The organism is Lewinella cohaerens DSM 23179 (genome assembly GCF_000379805.1).
GTDB classification, from domain to species: domain Bacteria; phylum Bacteroidota; class Bacteroidia; order Chitinophagales; family Saprospiraceae; genus Lewinella; species Lewinella cohaerens.
The window spans coordinates 85,043-99,534 of the sequence record NZ_KB903550.1 but is presented as its reverse complement, the minus strand read 5'-3'; the positions used below and the strand labels follow the sequence as shown (position 1 = coordinate 99,534).

Below are 14,492 nucleotides of genomic sequence, written 5' to 3'. Positions count from 1 at the left end.
ATCTGCGTTACAACCACGGCATCAATAACATTCTTGACGATGATGCCAATAATAACAATGACAATGGGTTCAAGAAATTGCAGCACCGCGGTCTCGCACTTACTGCTGGTATCATTTTTTAAGTTTCTCTAATTATGAGTCATCCCGAATTTTGATTGTCATCAAAATCCGTGCTGACCAACTGCAAAACCTATCGTTAAAGACGAAACCCCATGATTTCTACTAGTGAAATCATGGGGTTTCGTACAAATAGTCAGATAAATCACTCTTTTCAGATGCCTAATGACTAATTCTTAGTTGTAGTCAGCTTGGGTTTTGGCCTAAGCCAAAATTCGGGATGACTCATGTTTTGTACCTCAATTGAAGCACTCCACTTTAAACAAATGGTCCTTCGTTAAAAATGATCTCTCCCAATCTGTAAGAAATTCGTTTTCTTGTATACTTATTCAACAAGCCAGCAGACGATACCAAATTGAAAAAGGAGTTTCAACATATTATTGACCAGCATTATGGTATTCTGTATAAGATTGGGCGGGCTTACACCCAGGACCAAGCTGACTTCGATGACCTGTATCAGGAAATGCTGATTCAGCTATGGCAATCATACGCTCGTTTTAAGGGGAACTCAAAACTATCGACCTTTATCTATAGAGTGGCCTTGAACACTGCCCTTACTCACCAACGGAAAGCCAAAAGAAGGGTAGACCGGCCAGGGATAGACGAACACTTCTATCATTTGCCCGACAACTCGGGAGGCGAAACAGAAACAAATAGGCAGCGAGAAGAACGCATCAATCTTTTATATCAATGTATTAACGAATTAAAGAAGGAAGATCGAGCGGTAATCCTGTTGCACCTAGAGGGAAACTCTTATGAAGAAATGGCAGATATTCTTGGAATAACAGTCAATAATATAGGTGTACGATTACTACGAGTAAAAAAACGATTACAAAAAAGTTTAATAGCAAAGGGGTATGCAAGAGTTTGATCTACAGGAACTTTGGGGTCAGGCGAATGACCGGGCTGAAGCTTGGTATGATCGCCTTCGCCCAGATTTGGTGGCAACGGCCCGCCAAAAGAACGACAGTGTACTACAGCGTATCCGCCGCTTAGTACAGGGAGAGTTGTTGTTTAGTACAGCAGCCTTCGTAGGTTTACTTTTCTACTGGCAGGATTTTCATCCACTTTTTCTGATATTAATGGAAAGCACCATCCTCTTGGTAATGATTATCGCTTACCGTTACTATCGGCGCTTTACCAGCGACATTGAGGCGGTACCTGCCATGAATATTGTAGCTTCTACGGAAGCTTACCTGAATATTCTCAACACCTATAAAACAAGATTGGTACGACTTTCTATATTCTTGATGCCTGTGGGGCTAATTATCGGCTTCATGGCCGGATTTGGATTAGGCAATAAAAATGATTTCTCCGCTTTTTCAAGCTCTAAATTTTGGCTAACGACCATTCCCGCGCTAATAGCAATAGCCATCCCTACCTACTACTTCACCCTATGGTATTACCGCTTTTTTATTGGTTCTAAAGAAAAAGAACTAGCAGCTGTACTGGAAAGATTACGGCAAGAGGAGTGAAAAAAATCATTGTAGCATAGCCAAAAATGACCACTTTATTCATACCGTAACGACTCAATAGGGTCTAATGCAGCAGCCCGTAATGCGGGATAGAGCCCCGATAGTAAACCTACTGCCGTACAGGTAATCAGCGCAACCGTAATCCAGAGCCATGGAAAAAGGAAAGCACTCCCGAAGAGGAAGCTGACAATGTTGCCAATCATTACGCCAAGGATAATACCCAGGATTCCTCCAATCTGACAGATAACCACTGCTTCTGTTAAAAACTGGATAAGAATATTTTTACTGGTTGCTCCCAGTGCTTTACGAATACCAATTTCGCGAGTTCGCTCCGTCACAGATACGAGCATGATGTTCATCAGGCCAATAGCAGCCCCCAGGAGGGTAATAAAACCAATACTAATAGCCGCCAATCGTAGATAAACGGTATTCTCTTTGATAATATCCAACAAGCCATCACTTTTCGAGATATCAAAATCGTTTTCGTCGCCGGCAGAGAGGCCCCTTACATTGCGTAAAGTTGTTGTGGCTTCGCCGATGGCTGCATCAATCCGGCTGGCGTCTGCTACAGACACCATTATACTGTAGTTTGTACGTTCTGCCCCATAATAACGCTTTGCTGTTTGAAGCGGGATGAGAATACGCCGATCTTCACTCTGGTTCATCGACGATCCTTTCTCTTCCAATACGCCAATAACAAGGTACTTGCCATTGGGCGTCGTAACATATTTCCCCATCGCCCGCTCACTGTTACCCGCAAAAAGCATATCAATCATTTCAGAACCAATAATGGTAACCATCCCCCCATTACGAGCTTCCCTATTGGTAAAATTCCGGCCATGTTTTAGGTTAAAAGCACGTGCTTCAAGGTAGTTTTCATCAATTCCAAAAACGGTTACATTGGGGTTGCTCTCTTCGTTGTCATATTTGATCGTCGCCAAGCCTGTGCAGTACAAGGAAAGAGACACATCGGAAGGAAAATCATAACGTTCTTTAAATTCGGTCGCTTGGTGGTAACTAAATGGATCTCCTTGTTTTTGCTGGCGACCACCACGGCGGCCACTCACTCCTCGCCCTGCGGGGTCTATATCAAAGGTATTCGCACCCAAGTAAGACAGGTTATCATTAAGGGAAAAGATAGCAGTATCAATAGCGGTCAGAATACCTACCAACGCCATTATCCCAAAAGCTATGATGACTAATGTAAGAATGGCGCGAAGCCAATTATCACGCACTGAACCAAATGCAATGCTTATGTTTTCTAAGGTATTCATGACACAGTGGGCTTTCGAGGTACCGACCCGGCACTTCCAATTCACATACCTCGCACTAAATGGATAGGGTGTCCCCCTTTTGCTTTTAGCCCATTTAATGCCAGGTACAGCTATACGAACTAATCAAAGTTAGCAAACCTGCGCAAAATGCACGCAATAGTTCGATCAACGGTACTTGTCTTTAGATGAATATCCTTCTTCCTGCTAAGGGCGGAAATCCCGGCGTAGCAAACGCAACGTACGGACGACTTTACCATTTCTATCCACTAGATGAAGCAAATAGACCCCCTGAGGAAGGTCACCCGCTAAAAAACTATCCCCAGGTTGGGGATTGTCGAAAGAACGCACCTTGCGCCCCAAGGTGTTGTAAATATCAATTCGCCCGAGCTCGGGAGTATTGGTTAGAAAAAAGCGATCGTGTACTGGATTAGGGTATACCTTAATCCGGCCACCCAACTCTGCCAATTTTGCTGTGTCTTCAGCGTCGGTAAGGCTTACTTGAAAAGAAGCTGTGCCCAAGATATTGTCAGGTCGGTCAATGTCTCTGAATACAATTTCCACTTTACTTTGGCCAGTGGTATTGTAGGGTGAGATGGTGAAAAACAGATCAAAGGACTCCCCAGCTTCTAAGACTACAGGTGCCAAGACACCTTGGAATGGATCATAGTTACTTGTAACAGAGGGGGGGGTAGCTGGCTTCTTTATCACAAATCTGACTCTCCCAGGCATAAGGTTGGTAGGCGACTATTTTATCCCACCGCAGCCGCAAACGGCGACTAGAAAGGTTCTTGATCTCCACTTTAAATACCTCTTCATGGTTGACATCATTAGCGGTGATACTGATCTGTTTACGGATATTAGCGGGTTCAATGCTCAAGGCTTGTTGCCCAGTCAAAGAAAAACCCAAACCCAGCACCAAAATAAAAAGTAAGCTTGCCTTCATAATGACTTAATACAGCGTGAAGTATTGAAGTTATACCCGGTACTAAGTGGTTTGGGCATATTCAACAAAGTTAGTACAAAAAAGCAAAGGCAAAAGGAATTATTGAGACTAAGGTTGCACAATAAAGGGTAGGGTGTGTAATTGTTCGTCGTAACGGATTTGTAACAAATAATAACCTGCCGGTTGTTGGTTATTCTGTGGCAACTGAGATTGATCCCCTTGTAACAATACAGTTCCATTGGCAGAAAAAAGCTGCCATTCAAAGCGAGCAGGTGGTATTTCCGGCCATAGGAGCTGTACTGCCTGCCCTTGTTGTAATGGGTTGGGAAATAAGGCAGGGCCTGTTTCTTTCTCCTTCAATACTGAGCTAGTGCTTGTAATTGCCCCTACGGTAAAATGCTTTTCTTCAAAGGAGCCGAACTCACCTCCTTGCAGGAGTATGCTGCCATCGGGCTGGCGCAGCCTATAAAAGCCATTGCCATAGAAACAACAAAGGCCATCGCCGTAGTCATCTAGTAGTCGCAACTCGTAGCAACCGGAGGAGGGAAGGTAAAATTCTTCAATAATAAAAGCATTGCTATTGTAAGCTCCGGGGTCAGACGGCGTTGCAATTTGAGACCCGCCATTGGTTTCACCAACGACCTGATTCCCTCCGTTCACTAATATCTCCCCAAATTCATTTATCACCTCCCAGTACAATTCGTATCCAAACTCATCGGTACGTATTGCCAGTTCGAAAAATGGGTCTTCTGCTTGTGGTGCTAGTGAAAAGTAATGCTCACGCGTATTATTAAAGCTGGTAGGGTCAACACTGTCATTAGGGTTTTCCAAGATTACATAAAAGGTATTATTGGGCAAACCTGACAATGTTTCAATGGGGGGCAACTCCAATGTAAGCTCTTCCAAGGGAGCTACCTCTCCTGTCCACTCAACCGTATTAGATACGCCATCCGTAATGCCGTAATGAATAGTACACGCCGTCAGCATATCTTGCCCGTCGTTTCGGAAAATAATTTCTGCTGGAAGAAATGGATCGCAGGTATCATCTGTAGCAATAATTGCAATCAAATTAGCGTCTGTAGCATAATCTGAGACCAAAACCGGAGCGACTTCTATGGCGTTAAGCACTTCTTGTTCGTCCTCGCTGATAAAGACTGCCAATTCAATATTTACAGGGTCCATCCAAACATCTCGATAATAAATAGGAAGATCAAGATTATAAGTTAGGCTACCGAATGTACCTTCCGAAGTAGTTGTAATAATATGGCCTTCTTGCCCTGTCAAAAACTCTCGAAAAAGGTGCTGATGTGTGTAAAAATCTCCCGCATTTCCTCCATGCTGCGGAGCTAGAACATTGTTTTGTAAAATCGCTACATGTAAACGATTCGTATTAAGTGGAACATTGGCCGTATAGTAATACTCTATGTAAAGTTCAAGTTGCCGGGTAGAGATATTCAAGGTTGCAGTGGCTGCAATATTCACGGGTGCAGTTTGAGCAAGAATTTCACCTATAGCTTCCGGCCATTCTCCTCGTCCAAGTGCAGTAGCACCAGGTACACTTTGCTCTAATCCTGGAAAAACGTGGCGATTAACCGTTGCAGCAGGGTAACCACTGAGCTGGGATTGTTCTTCTAACAAGAAACTGTAGTCATTCCCTAAATCGAGGTCATCGCCAATGGGGATAGCATAAGGACCGGTTTGATAATTGACAAGCACCAGATTATCTCCTAAGTCTTCATCAAGGTTTTGTAAAACCTGGTGACCATGAGGGCAATAAACACAGTAAATACCCCCAAATTCTTCGACAATAGCACGTTTATTCTGTGGACTAGTACTAACAATGGTTTGGGCACTAATTCCTGAAGACAAGAATAGGCCAGCTATGAAAACCACCAATGCGCGTTCGATCCAACTAAACATAGGCCAAAGCTAATTCATTCTGAAGCAAGGGTATGACACCTTTCCGACAAAGTTTGTAAAGATTAAGGGAAAAACGAAATAATAAAGGGCGGCAAGAACATAATTGATGTACTAATAACGAAAATAAGAAAGATTGTCCACAACCGGACCCTTCCGCTTGATTATCATCGATATCACAATACAGTTTTTAATGGAAAACATTACCTTGTCAGAACTACAAAACCACCTTTCATGCATATTGCGATTATCGGAAATGGAATTAGCGGGGTTACTGCTGCTCGTTTTTTGCGAAAGCAAAGTGATCACGAAATTACCTTGATTTCCGGAGAAACTGACTATTTTTTCTCTCGTACGGCACTCATGTATATCTACATGGGACATATGCGGTTTTCTGACACCCAACCCTATGAGCCTCATTTTTGGAAAAAAAATAATATAGACCTCAAGAAAGGCTACGTTGAAAATATTGATTTCACCAATCAGTTGCTACATTTTAAAAGTGGCGAAAACATGCCTTACGACAAATTAGTCCTCGCACTGGGTAGCAAGCCCAACAAATTTGGTTGGCCGGGTCAGGACCTCGAAGGCGTGGGCGGGCTATATAGCTATCAAGACCTCGAAAACATGGAAGCGCATAGCGAGGGACTAAAGCAAGCCGTGATTGTTGGTGGAGGCTTGATTGGAATTGAGATGGCTGAAATGTTTCACTCTCGCCATATTCCTGTCACTTTTTTGGTTCGGGAAAAAAGCTACTGGAGCAACGTCCTCCCACCGGAAGAATCAGACATGATCAATCGCCACATCAAAAAAAGCGGCATTGACCTGCGCCTGGAAACAGAATTAAAAGAAATCATTGATGACGGGCAGGGCAGGGCCACTGCGGTCATCACCAATACTGGAGAACGGATTGATTGCGGCTACGTAGGCCTTACAGCTGGGGTCAGCCCCAACGTAGCCTTCCTAAAAGACACCGACCTGGAAATAGGCCGAGGAATTTTAATCAATGAAAATCTGGAAACGAACCTCCCGAATGTATATGCTATCGGTGACTGTGCCCAACTCAGGGAAGCTCGACCAGGTCGGCGCCCCATCGAAGCAATATGGTACACTGGCCGGATGATGGGAGAAGTTGCTGCCTATAACATCTGCGGGCAACCAACTGCTTATGATCCTGGCATCTGGTTTAACTCTGCTAAATTCGTAGACATTGAATACCAGGTCTACGGTGACGTTCCCGCCAAGATGCCCGACGATATGGACACCCTTTACTGGGAACACGAAGACGGCGAAAAAGCAGTGCGTATCAATTACGACGCCAACGATGGCCATATTCGCGGCTTCAACCTCATGGGCGTTCGCTACCGCCATGAAGTCTGCGAAAAGTGGCTGGCACAAAAAACGGACATCGAAGAAGTTCTGCAAAACCTAGGCCTCGCCAATTTCGATCCAGAATTCTATGACCAGTACGAAACAGAACTGGTGAAGATTTACAATCAGAAAAGTGGCAAACAGCTTACGCTAAAAAAGCGCCGGGGGTTAGCCCGGGCACTTGCTTTCTTAAAATCATAGGACAGGCTAGTTTTTTCATTGCTTCTCTAACAAATAAGCAATGGCTGCTGCCAACACCGTGTCCTTCCCACTCAGGTAATCCTCTGCCGTAGATGCCACCGCGATATCTGGCTTAACGCCTATCCCTACAAACTCAGTACCGTCGTAAAACACATCTCGTTTTGTACAAACCTGCGCCCACACATCCTTTACCAGGTTAATCCCCGTTGGGTTCCCCGTACTTCCGGCAGTTAACGAGCCAATCATTGGTCCAATGTCCGCTTGTTGATAATAAGAACAAAAATCCTCACCAGCCGAATAAGTCCGCGCGCCTATCAACATCGCAATCGGCTGCTGATAAGGCGTAATGCTACCATCAGGTTCTACCAATTCCCCCGGCTCACCGTACCATTCCTGGTCACGCCCCCACGAATCATAAGCCGCATTATACACAGGCGTAGACCAATTGGAGGTATAGAACGACTTTGAAGACAAATGGCTCATAACGTAAACCGCATTATCAGAGTTACCGCCATCGTTTTTTCTCACATCCACAATCAGTCCTTTGGTATCTTTCAACAATGGGAAAATACTATCAAAGACCGTTTGAAAATCATCTCCCCAAAAACGACGGATCGTAAGCACTCCCATACCATTGTCCAGTCGTTCAAAAGACATGATCCCACTTTGAGGGTGGTTGCGCTGTAGGTTGCGCGGCAAATCGCGCTCAATGATTGTCCCGACGGGTGTTTTGAGCGTCAATGTAGCAGGATCATCACTCCACCCTTCCAACAATTGGTAAGCATACAAGCGAACGTCCATATCCTGCGCAGTCGAGGAGAAGGCGTACGGCTTTACATTTGCTTCCGCATATTCCTTTACCGGCACGCCATCAATTTTAAGTATCTCCATTTTAGGGGCTACTCCCAAAGCCGCAATGGTGTCATTGATGACATCCGTTACAAATACGCGCCCCTCGATTATATCTGTATAAATCGCTGGCCGATTACGCTTCTGATTTAGGTATTGTGGAAGATAAACCCTGGTGTGCCCATCTTGCAACTCGTGGCATATCCGCTGCAATAAGCGCACATATTCATAATCATTACCTGTGGCTTGTACCAGTGGAATGTTCGCGTAATACATACTATCCCAATCCAGCTCTGGCACCTGATCAAAGAATGCAAAATTTTTATCCACGCCTTTCCATAGCTGGGCAAGGCCGTAAAGCTTATCCTGCTCCGTCAGTCGCGCCTCTTCTTGTGCGGATAGCAGGTGAATCAAGAACATACAAAGTAAAGTGAAATAAGTGTTTTTCATTGTTCATCTGGTTTTAAGACCTCCAACACGAGGCTTGTATAAAATACCATGACAATGATAATGACAAAACCATTTTGATAACAAGTAAAAAACCGACATCAGCTGTTAATTCACTCCAGACAAACCGTCACAGTTGCATCTATTTTCCTACTATCCTTTGAAAACATTACCGGCGACCTCCCCGTAAGCTGCTGGAAGTCTCTATGCAAATGACTATAGTCAAAATACCCATTATCATAGGCAAGCACCTCCCAATTAATGTTTCCTCCCACACTGTTACCCAACACGTCCAACAAATTCCTGAATCGTAATATTCGCAGCAATTGCTTAGGAGACACCGCCAGTTCTTTAGCACATAGTCGTTGCAGTTTTCTTTCCGAATATTGCAGTTTCCCTGCTAATGACGACACCGTACTCAAGGGCGCACAACTAGTAAAAACATGCAAATAAGCTGGTACTTCCCTCACATTAGCCCGCATCCTAAACAACAGAAATTGCTCAATACCCAGACCTCTCACATAGTGATCTTCAATACCGAAAAGGTGATCAAAAAAAGCCTCCGCCTGAGGCCCGAAATTAGGTGACAACAAATCTTCCGAAAAAAGATAAATCGCGGGGGGCGTAGCAAAAAACCGATGATATCCTGCTAAGGTAAAATCAATACAAATTTCATCTAATTCCTCGGTACAGCAAAAAACATGAGGCTCTGTATACAAGCCAGAGAGATAAGTGCCTAAGCCCTGTTTCGGGCGAAAAGCCAATCCTTCCTCCGTCTTGAAGAGCTCCTTGCCCTTGGTAATTCCCAAACAAAAATTGCTATTAGGCAACGAGGTTACGCGCTGTTTTGACGTACTTTTTTTCGCGTAATTAAACAATACATACTGCACAAAAGGCCGCAGCGCCAGAGATTGAATATGATAAACAGAACTTTCCAAAATGATAGCGTTTTTCCCACCATTAAGGTCTATTTCATTTTACAAATAGTTGCTTTCTTGGGGCCGTGCCATCGTTCCTCGGCACCAGGCTGTTCGCTATCACCTGCGGTATCTAGACACCAATCAATGAGGGATTTTAATTCCCGTATCAGAGAGCGCACTACCTATTCGATAAAGAGCGACCATTACCTTTGTCTATTCATCGGCGCTATTGGCTATTCATCGATTAGAGAATAGAGATACAAGAAAAAAACCGGAGCTTAGCGTATGCAAAAGAGTTTTCGCCATATCATCTGGTCTCGAGAAATGTTATTGGTAGCAGGATTTTATGCTGCCTTTGCCGTTTTTTATTTCCTGGCGATCAATTGGTCGAGTGGAATAACCTCGGGAAACGGTTACTATCAATATCAGGTCTTTATGGATTACCCACTCAAAGGCTTGCTTACCCTTCCTATTTGGTGGTTAATGTTTCGACGCTTAGTTAATTGGCAGTTAAGTTCAAAAATACTGTTGCATTTGCTGCTGCTACCCATTTTTGTAAAAGGGTGGCAGCAACTTTATTATGCATTGTGCACCGCACTCGGACTCGGTTATCTGAGAGGGCCAGGCGAATGGTGGGATATCTATATCCCCGCACTGTTCTATGTTTTACAATTCGGTATTTTCCACACCTATGATTATTATCAAAAAGTACAGGAAAGTCAACAGCGGGAAGCGATGCTCAAACAAACGGCCTTACAAAGTGAGTTGACAGCCCTAAAAGCTCAACTTAATCCTCATTTTTTGTATAACACCTTTAATACTATTAGTGCTTCGGTCCCCCCGGAACAGGAGTACACCCGCGAATTGATCGCCGACCTGGCCGATTTATTTCGATACCAGCTCTGGGCCAGCAACCAAGAAGTTGTTCCATTGAAAGTGGAAGTTGATTTTGTTAAAAAATACCTTCAACTAGAGCAGGCCCGCTTCGGAGATCGCCTACAGATCAAAATTCAACTTGATCCGCGTGCCGAGGATGCCCCAGTGATACCTATGCTCCTCCAACCCTTAGTGGAGAATGCTATTCGTCATGGAATCAGTCCGTTGGTGGACGGTGGCTCTATTGCGATAATTATTGAAGAAATAGGAGGGCAAATCCATATCAATATTAGCGATACCGGTGTCGGATTTACCGCTAATGCTAAAACGAGTGGACAAGGTATTGGCTTAAGTAATACCCGTAGGAGGCTCCAACTGAGATACGGTAGTGAACTTGTTGTTAGTCCTATCCATCCCCAAGGCTCCTCCATAAACATTATCATCCCCAGAGAAATTTACCATGCAGAAAGTAATCCTCATTGACGACGAAGCCCCAGCCCGGCAATTATTACGAGAATACCTTACCCGTCACCCTGAGTTAGTTGTCGTAGGGGAGGCCAATAATGGGGTAGATGCTGTGCGCCTGATCAAAGAACTGCGGCCCGAATTGATTTTCTTAGACGTACAGATGCCTGGCCTGACGGGACTGGAAGTCCTTACCCATCTGGATGAACTACCACTTATCATCTTCGCTACAGCCTTCGATCAGTATGCACTCAAAGCTTTTGAATTGCACGCTGTAGACTACCTCCTGAAGCCTTACACCCGCGAGCGTTTTGATGCGGCGATATCTCATCTGAACAAACGACTTCACCAACCACAAGAGGCCGTTTTGCAGCTCACTCAGGCGATGATGGATGAAAAAGAGAAGAATGCATATCCAGGTAAGATTCTGGTTGCAAAAGGCAACAAACTCGTAGCCGTAAATGTGGCAGACATTCAATATATAAGCGCGGAAGGAGATTATAGTAGCTTAATCACCTCCGGGCAACGCCTCCTTAGTCAACACGGTATTGGGCAAATTGAAACGAAGCTGGACCCTCAATTTTTCTTACGCATCCATCGCTCTACCATCATCAACATAAATTATGTAAAAGAAGTCTTTCGCGAGGGGCATATCTACGACGTACGTATGCAAAATGGTAATACCGTAAGGGTGAGTCGTAGCTATGCGCAGAAGGTGAAAGAGATTATTTTTTAAAATCAAAAATATCGCTTCAGGAAAAATAATGAGCTGGCATTTGTCCAAGTATCGTAATTTGTAAAATGCGAACTATTGGCGCTCAAAACAATTCCTTATGAAGCCTATCCTACTAGCCTTTTGCTGCCTTCTTCTTACGATAACTGCTTTCGCACAAACCTTTCCCGTACAAGGCAAAATTGTAGATGCTACAAATGGAGGGGTTCTCCCCGGCGCTCATGTGGTACTTGCCAATAAAATAGACAACACAACCATTGCCACTATAAGCGATGACAAAGGTGTTTTTCGTTTTGATGCGGTGCAAAATGGTGCCTACCAGTTGTCAGTTTCCTTTATAGGTTTTCAAGAAACCCGTAGAGAAGTTATCGTAAATGGCCAAGCGTTTGACTTGGGGGCGTTACAACTTAGCGAAGGAGTGGAACTCGAAGAGGTGCAAGTAACAGAAAAGGTTCTCCCCGTATTACAAATGGGAGACACCACCCAATTTAATGCCGATGCATATAAAACACTCTCCGATGCGAGCGCTGAAGACTTGGTCGAAAAAATGCCCACCGTCAACCTTGAAGATGGTAAAATACAGGCACAGGGAGAAGATGTAAAACAAGTGTTGGTAGACGGGAAGCCCTTCTTTGGAAGTGATCCAACAGCAGCACTCCGTAATCTTCCGGCTGAGGTGATTGATAAGATCCAAATCTTTGACCAGCAAAGTGAGCAAGCTCAGTTTACCGGTTTTGATGACGGAGAAGCCTCCAAAACCATCAATATCATTACCAAGCAGACTATGCGTAATGGCACTTTCGGGAAAATTTATGCTGGCTACGGCTACGAAGACAAGTATCAAGCCGGAGGGAATATCAACTTTTTTAGTGGTGACCAGCGTATCTCCATTCTTGGTTTGTCAAATAACATCAATCAGCAAAATTTCTCTTCGGAAGATCTACTTGGCGTCGTTAGTTCTTCTGGCGGTGGGCGTCGAGGAGGAAGAGGCGGCGGCGGAAGAGGTGGCCGGGGTAGCAATAATGGCGGCAATGCCAATGACTTTCTCGTTTCTCAACAGGGAGGAATCACCAACTCTAATGCCTTTGGCCTAAATTTTTCGGATAAATGGGGAGAAAAAATCGAACTCTCCGCAAGCTACTTTTTCAATACTGCTGATAACACCACAGAGCAATTGGTCCGGCAGCAGTTTTTTGACACCGAAGGAATAGATGAGTTTTATACCGAAGAAAGCTATACCAACAGCATCAACACCAATCATCGCTTTTCGGGTCGCCTGAATTACGAAATCAATCCTAACAACTCACTGACCTGGCAACCAACATTGAGTTGGCAAGGCAACGAAGGAGCTGAAGACTTGTTAGGACAAACGCTGCTAAATGACAATCTACTCAGCCAAACCGATCTTGGTTTCAACGCCGACCTAGCCGCTTTAAACCTAAGCAACAAGCTTTTATGGAGACACAAATTTGAAAAGAGACGCCGCACATTTTCTGTAAACCTCAATTCGGGTTATGCACCTAAAGAAGGAGAAAATTTTCTCTTCTCCGAAAGTGTTTTCTCTTCGCTTTCTACGGATTCCACCTTCTTACAGCAAAAGTCTACACTAGATTTAAACAGTTGGAATATCGCCGCTAACGTCCAGTACACTGAACCCATCGGACAAAACAGTATGCTCACATTCAACTACGGAGCGAGCTATCAACAAGAAGAAAGCGACAAAGAAACCCTCGATTTTGACGAAGGATCACAAGATTACGATGTATTCAATTCGAGCCTAAGTAACTTGTTTTCCAATGACTACTATACCCAGCAATTGGGTACAGGTTACAATTATCGCAAAAGAGACTTATCTATAACGACCAGAGCAAGCGTCCAACAGGCTAATTTGATAGGGGAACAAACCTTCCCTTTTGACAATACCAGTAAGCATACGTTTACAAACATACTGCCTTTGCTTAGGCTTCGTTATAAAATTTCTCAATCAGAAAGCTTCAATTTATCTTATCGTGCAAATACTCAACTTCCCTCCACTGAACAGTTGCAAGAGGTACTCAACAACAATAACCCGCTGCAATTAACCATTGGAAACGCCGACCTGGTACAGGCTTTTCAGCATAGTATCAATGCTCGGTACTCTAAAACAAATACGGAAAAATCATCTGTCTTTTTCGTCTTACTTAGAGGTAACTACACGAACAACTACTTGGGGCAAAGCACCTACTTGGGTGCTGGCGGCGGTAATTTCCCTATTCTTGATGAAAACAATGTGGCCGCAGGAGCACAGCTCACCCAAACGGTAAACATAGATGGATACTGGAATTTACGCTCCTTGATCACCTATGGCTTTCCGCTAACTTTCCTAAAGTCGAATCTTAATCTTGATTTCTCAGCGGACTACCTGAAGACGCCGGGGCTGGTCAACGAAGCATTAAACTACTCGAACAATACCGGTTATGGTATAGGCATTACCCTTAGCAGCAACATTAGCGAACACGTAGATTTTACCATCTCATCGCGCAGCAAATACAGTACGGTCACCAATTCCTTACAGACGCAGAGTAATACGAATTACCTCAACCAAAATACTCGCATTAAACTCGGTTGGGTATCAGGGAGTGGTCTAGTCTTCAGAACAGACCTCAACCACCAATTCTATCGAGGCCTCTCAGATGATTTTGACCAAAATTACCTCCTTTGGAATATGAGTGTGGGAAAGAAATTTTTTGAAAGTCAACGAGGAGAGATTGCGCTTTCCGTTTTTGATCTGCTAAAGCAAAACAACAGTTTGTCGAGGAATATAACGGAGACCTATACTGAAGATCAGCAAACCAATACTTTACAGCAGTATTTTATGCTGAGCTTTAAGTATGATTTGAGGAAGTTTAAAACGAGTTAGGAAAC

At 44.1% G+C, this 14,492-nt stretch carries 12 protein-coding genes; 6 read left to right on the top strand and 6 right to left on the bottom strand.

What is annotated here, in order from left to right:
• Positions 1-472: 472 nt before the first annotated feature.
• Positions 473-988 (top strand): RNA polymerase sigma factor, encoded by a 516-nt coding sequence (locus tag A3EU_RS0116985; protein ID WP_020537391.1) that lies wholly within the window; start codon positions 473-475, stop codon positions 986-988.
• Positions 975-1,592 (top strand): hypothetical protein, encoded by a 618-nt coding sequence (locus tag A3EU_RS0116980; RefSeq protein ID WP_020537390.1) that lies wholly within the window; start codon positions 975-977, stop codon positions 1,590-1,592. The genes A3EU_RS0116985 and A3EU_RS0116980 overlap by 14 nt, the downstream gene beginning before the upstream one ends.
• Before the next feature lie 35 nt (positions 1,593-1,627).
• Here A3EU_RS0116980 and A3EU_RS0116975 read toward each other — a convergent pair whose 3' ends face one another.
• The 4 genes from A3EU_RS0116975 to A3EU_RS0116960 form a co-directional block, all read right to left on the bottom strand.
• On the bottom strand, positions 1,628-2,866 hold the full coding sequence (locus A3EU_RS0116975) for an ABC transporter permease (protein WP_020537389.1): 1,239 nt from the start codon (positions 2,864-2,866) through the stop codon (positions 1,628-1,630).
• A 204-nt stretch (positions 2,867-3,070) separates the two neighbouring features.
• On the bottom strand, positions 3,071-3,511 hold the full coding sequence (locus A3EU_RS0116970; RefSeq protein WP_020537388.1) for a T9SS type A sorting domain-containing protein: 441 nt from the start codon (positions 3,509-3,511) through the stop codon (positions 3,071-3,073).
• A 22-nt stretch (positions 3,512-3,533) separates the two neighbouring features.
• Positions 3,534-3,809, bottom strand: a complete 276-nt coding sequence (locus tag A3EU_RS34300; protein WP_020537387.1) for a hypothetical protein — start codon at positions 3,807-3,809, stop codon at positions 3,534-3,536.
• A 108-nt stretch (positions 3,810-3,917) separates the two neighbouring features.
• The gene (locus A3EU_RS0116960) at positions 3,918-5,729 is read right to left on the bottom strand and encodes an Omp28-related outer membrane protein (protein WP_020537386.1); all 1,812 of its coding nucleotides are present in this window, start codon (positions 5,727-5,729) and stop codon (positions 3,918-3,920) included.
• 231 nt (positions 5,730-5,960) lie between these two features.
• On the opposite strand from A3EU_RS0116960, the gene A3EU_RS0116955 reads away from it, so the two are divergent.
• Positions 5,961-7,298 carry an NAD(P)/FAD-dependent oxidoreductase gene (locus A3EU_RS0116955; RefSeq protein WP_020537385.1) on the top strand — a complete coding sequence of 446 codons (1,338 nt, stop codon included), beginning with the start codon at positions 5,961-5,963 and terminating at the stop codon, positions 7,296-7,298.
• Positions 7,299-7,313: 15 nt separating this feature from the next.
• Here A3EU_RS0116955 and A3EU_RS0116950 read toward each other — a convergent pair whose 3' ends face one another.
• A complete protein-coding gene (locus tag A3EU_RS0116950; protein WP_020537384.1) occupies positions 7,314-8,597 on the bottom strand; it encodes a S41 family peptidase in 1,284 nt (427 codons plus the stop codon).
• 110 nt (positions 8,598-8,707) lie between these two features.
• Positions 8,708-9,532, bottom strand: a complete 825-nt coding sequence (locus A3EU_RS0116945) for a helix-turn-helix domain-containing protein (RefSeq protein WP_020537383.1) — start codon at positions 9,530-9,532, stop codon at positions 8,708-8,710.
• A 267-nt stretch (positions 9,533-9,799) separates the two neighbouring features.
• On the opposite strand from A3EU_RS0116945, the gene A3EU_RS0116940 reads away from it, so the two are divergent.
• The 3 genes from A3EU_RS0116940 to A3EU_RS0116930 all read left to right on the top strand — a co-directional run bounded on the left by A3EU_RS0116940 (position 9,800) and on the right by A3EU_RS0116930 (position 14,487).
• Entirely contained in the window at positions 9,800-10,873 is a 1,074-nt protein-coding gene (locus A3EU_RS0116940) for a sensor histidine kinase (protein ID WP_020537382.1), read from the top strand.
• Positions 10,851-11,591 (top strand): LytR/AlgR family response regulator transcription factor, encoded by a 741-nt coding sequence (locus A3EU_RS0116935; RefSeq protein ID WP_020537381.1) that lies wholly within the window; start codon positions 10,851-10,853, stop codon positions 11,589-11,591. Before A3EU_RS0116940 ends, A3EU_RS0116935 begins: the two co-directional genes overlap by 23 nt.
• 97 nt (positions 11,592-11,688) lie before the next feature.
• Positions 11,689-14,487, top strand: a complete 2,799-nt coding sequence (locus A3EU_RS0116930) for a TonB-dependent receptor (protein WP_020537380.1) — start codon at positions 11,689-11,691, stop codon at positions 14,485-14,487.
• Positions 14,488-14,492: the final 5 nt, after the last annotated feature.

Excerpts from the sequence above, each read along its gene's own strand:
- A3EU_RS0116980 (WP_020537390.1), top strand. The coding sequence starts at position 975 with ATGCAAGAGTTTGATCTACAGGAACTTTGGGGTCAGGCGAATGACCGG.
- A3EU_RS34300 (WP_020537387.1), bottom strand. The coding sequence starts at position 3,809 with ATGAAGGCAAGCTTACTTTTTATTTTGGTGCTGGGTTTGGGTTTTTCT.
- A3EU_RS0116955 (WP_020537385.1), top strand. The coding sequence starts at position 5,961 with ATGCATATTGCGATTATCGGAAATGGAATTAGCGGGGTTACTGCTGCT.
- A3EU_RS0116950 (WP_020537384.1), bottom strand. The coding sequence starts at position 8,597 with ATGAAAAACACTTATTTCACTTTACTTTGTATGTTCTTGATTCACCTG.
- A3EU_RS0116940 (WP_020537382.1), top strand. The coding sequence starts at position 9,800 with ATGCAAAAGAGTTTTCGCCATATCATCTGGTCTCGAGAAATGTTATTG.
- A3EU_RS0116930 (WP_020537380.1), top strand. The coding sequence starts at position 11,689 with ATGAAGCCTATCCTACTAGCCTTTTGCTGCCTTCTTCTTACGATAACT.
- A3EU_RS0116975 (WP_020537389.1), bottom strand. The coding sequence starts at position 2,866 with ATGAATACCTTAGAAAACATAAGCATTGCATTTGGTTCAGTGCGTGAT.
- A3EU_RS0116935 (WP_020537381.1), top strand. The coding sequence starts at position 10,851 with ATGCAGAAAGTAATCCTCATTGACGACGAAGCCCCAGCCCGGCAATTA.
- A3EU_RS0116960 (WP_020537386.1), bottom strand. The coding sequence starts at position 5,729 with ATGTTTAGTTGGATCGAACGCGCATTGGTGGTTTTCATAGCTGGCCTA.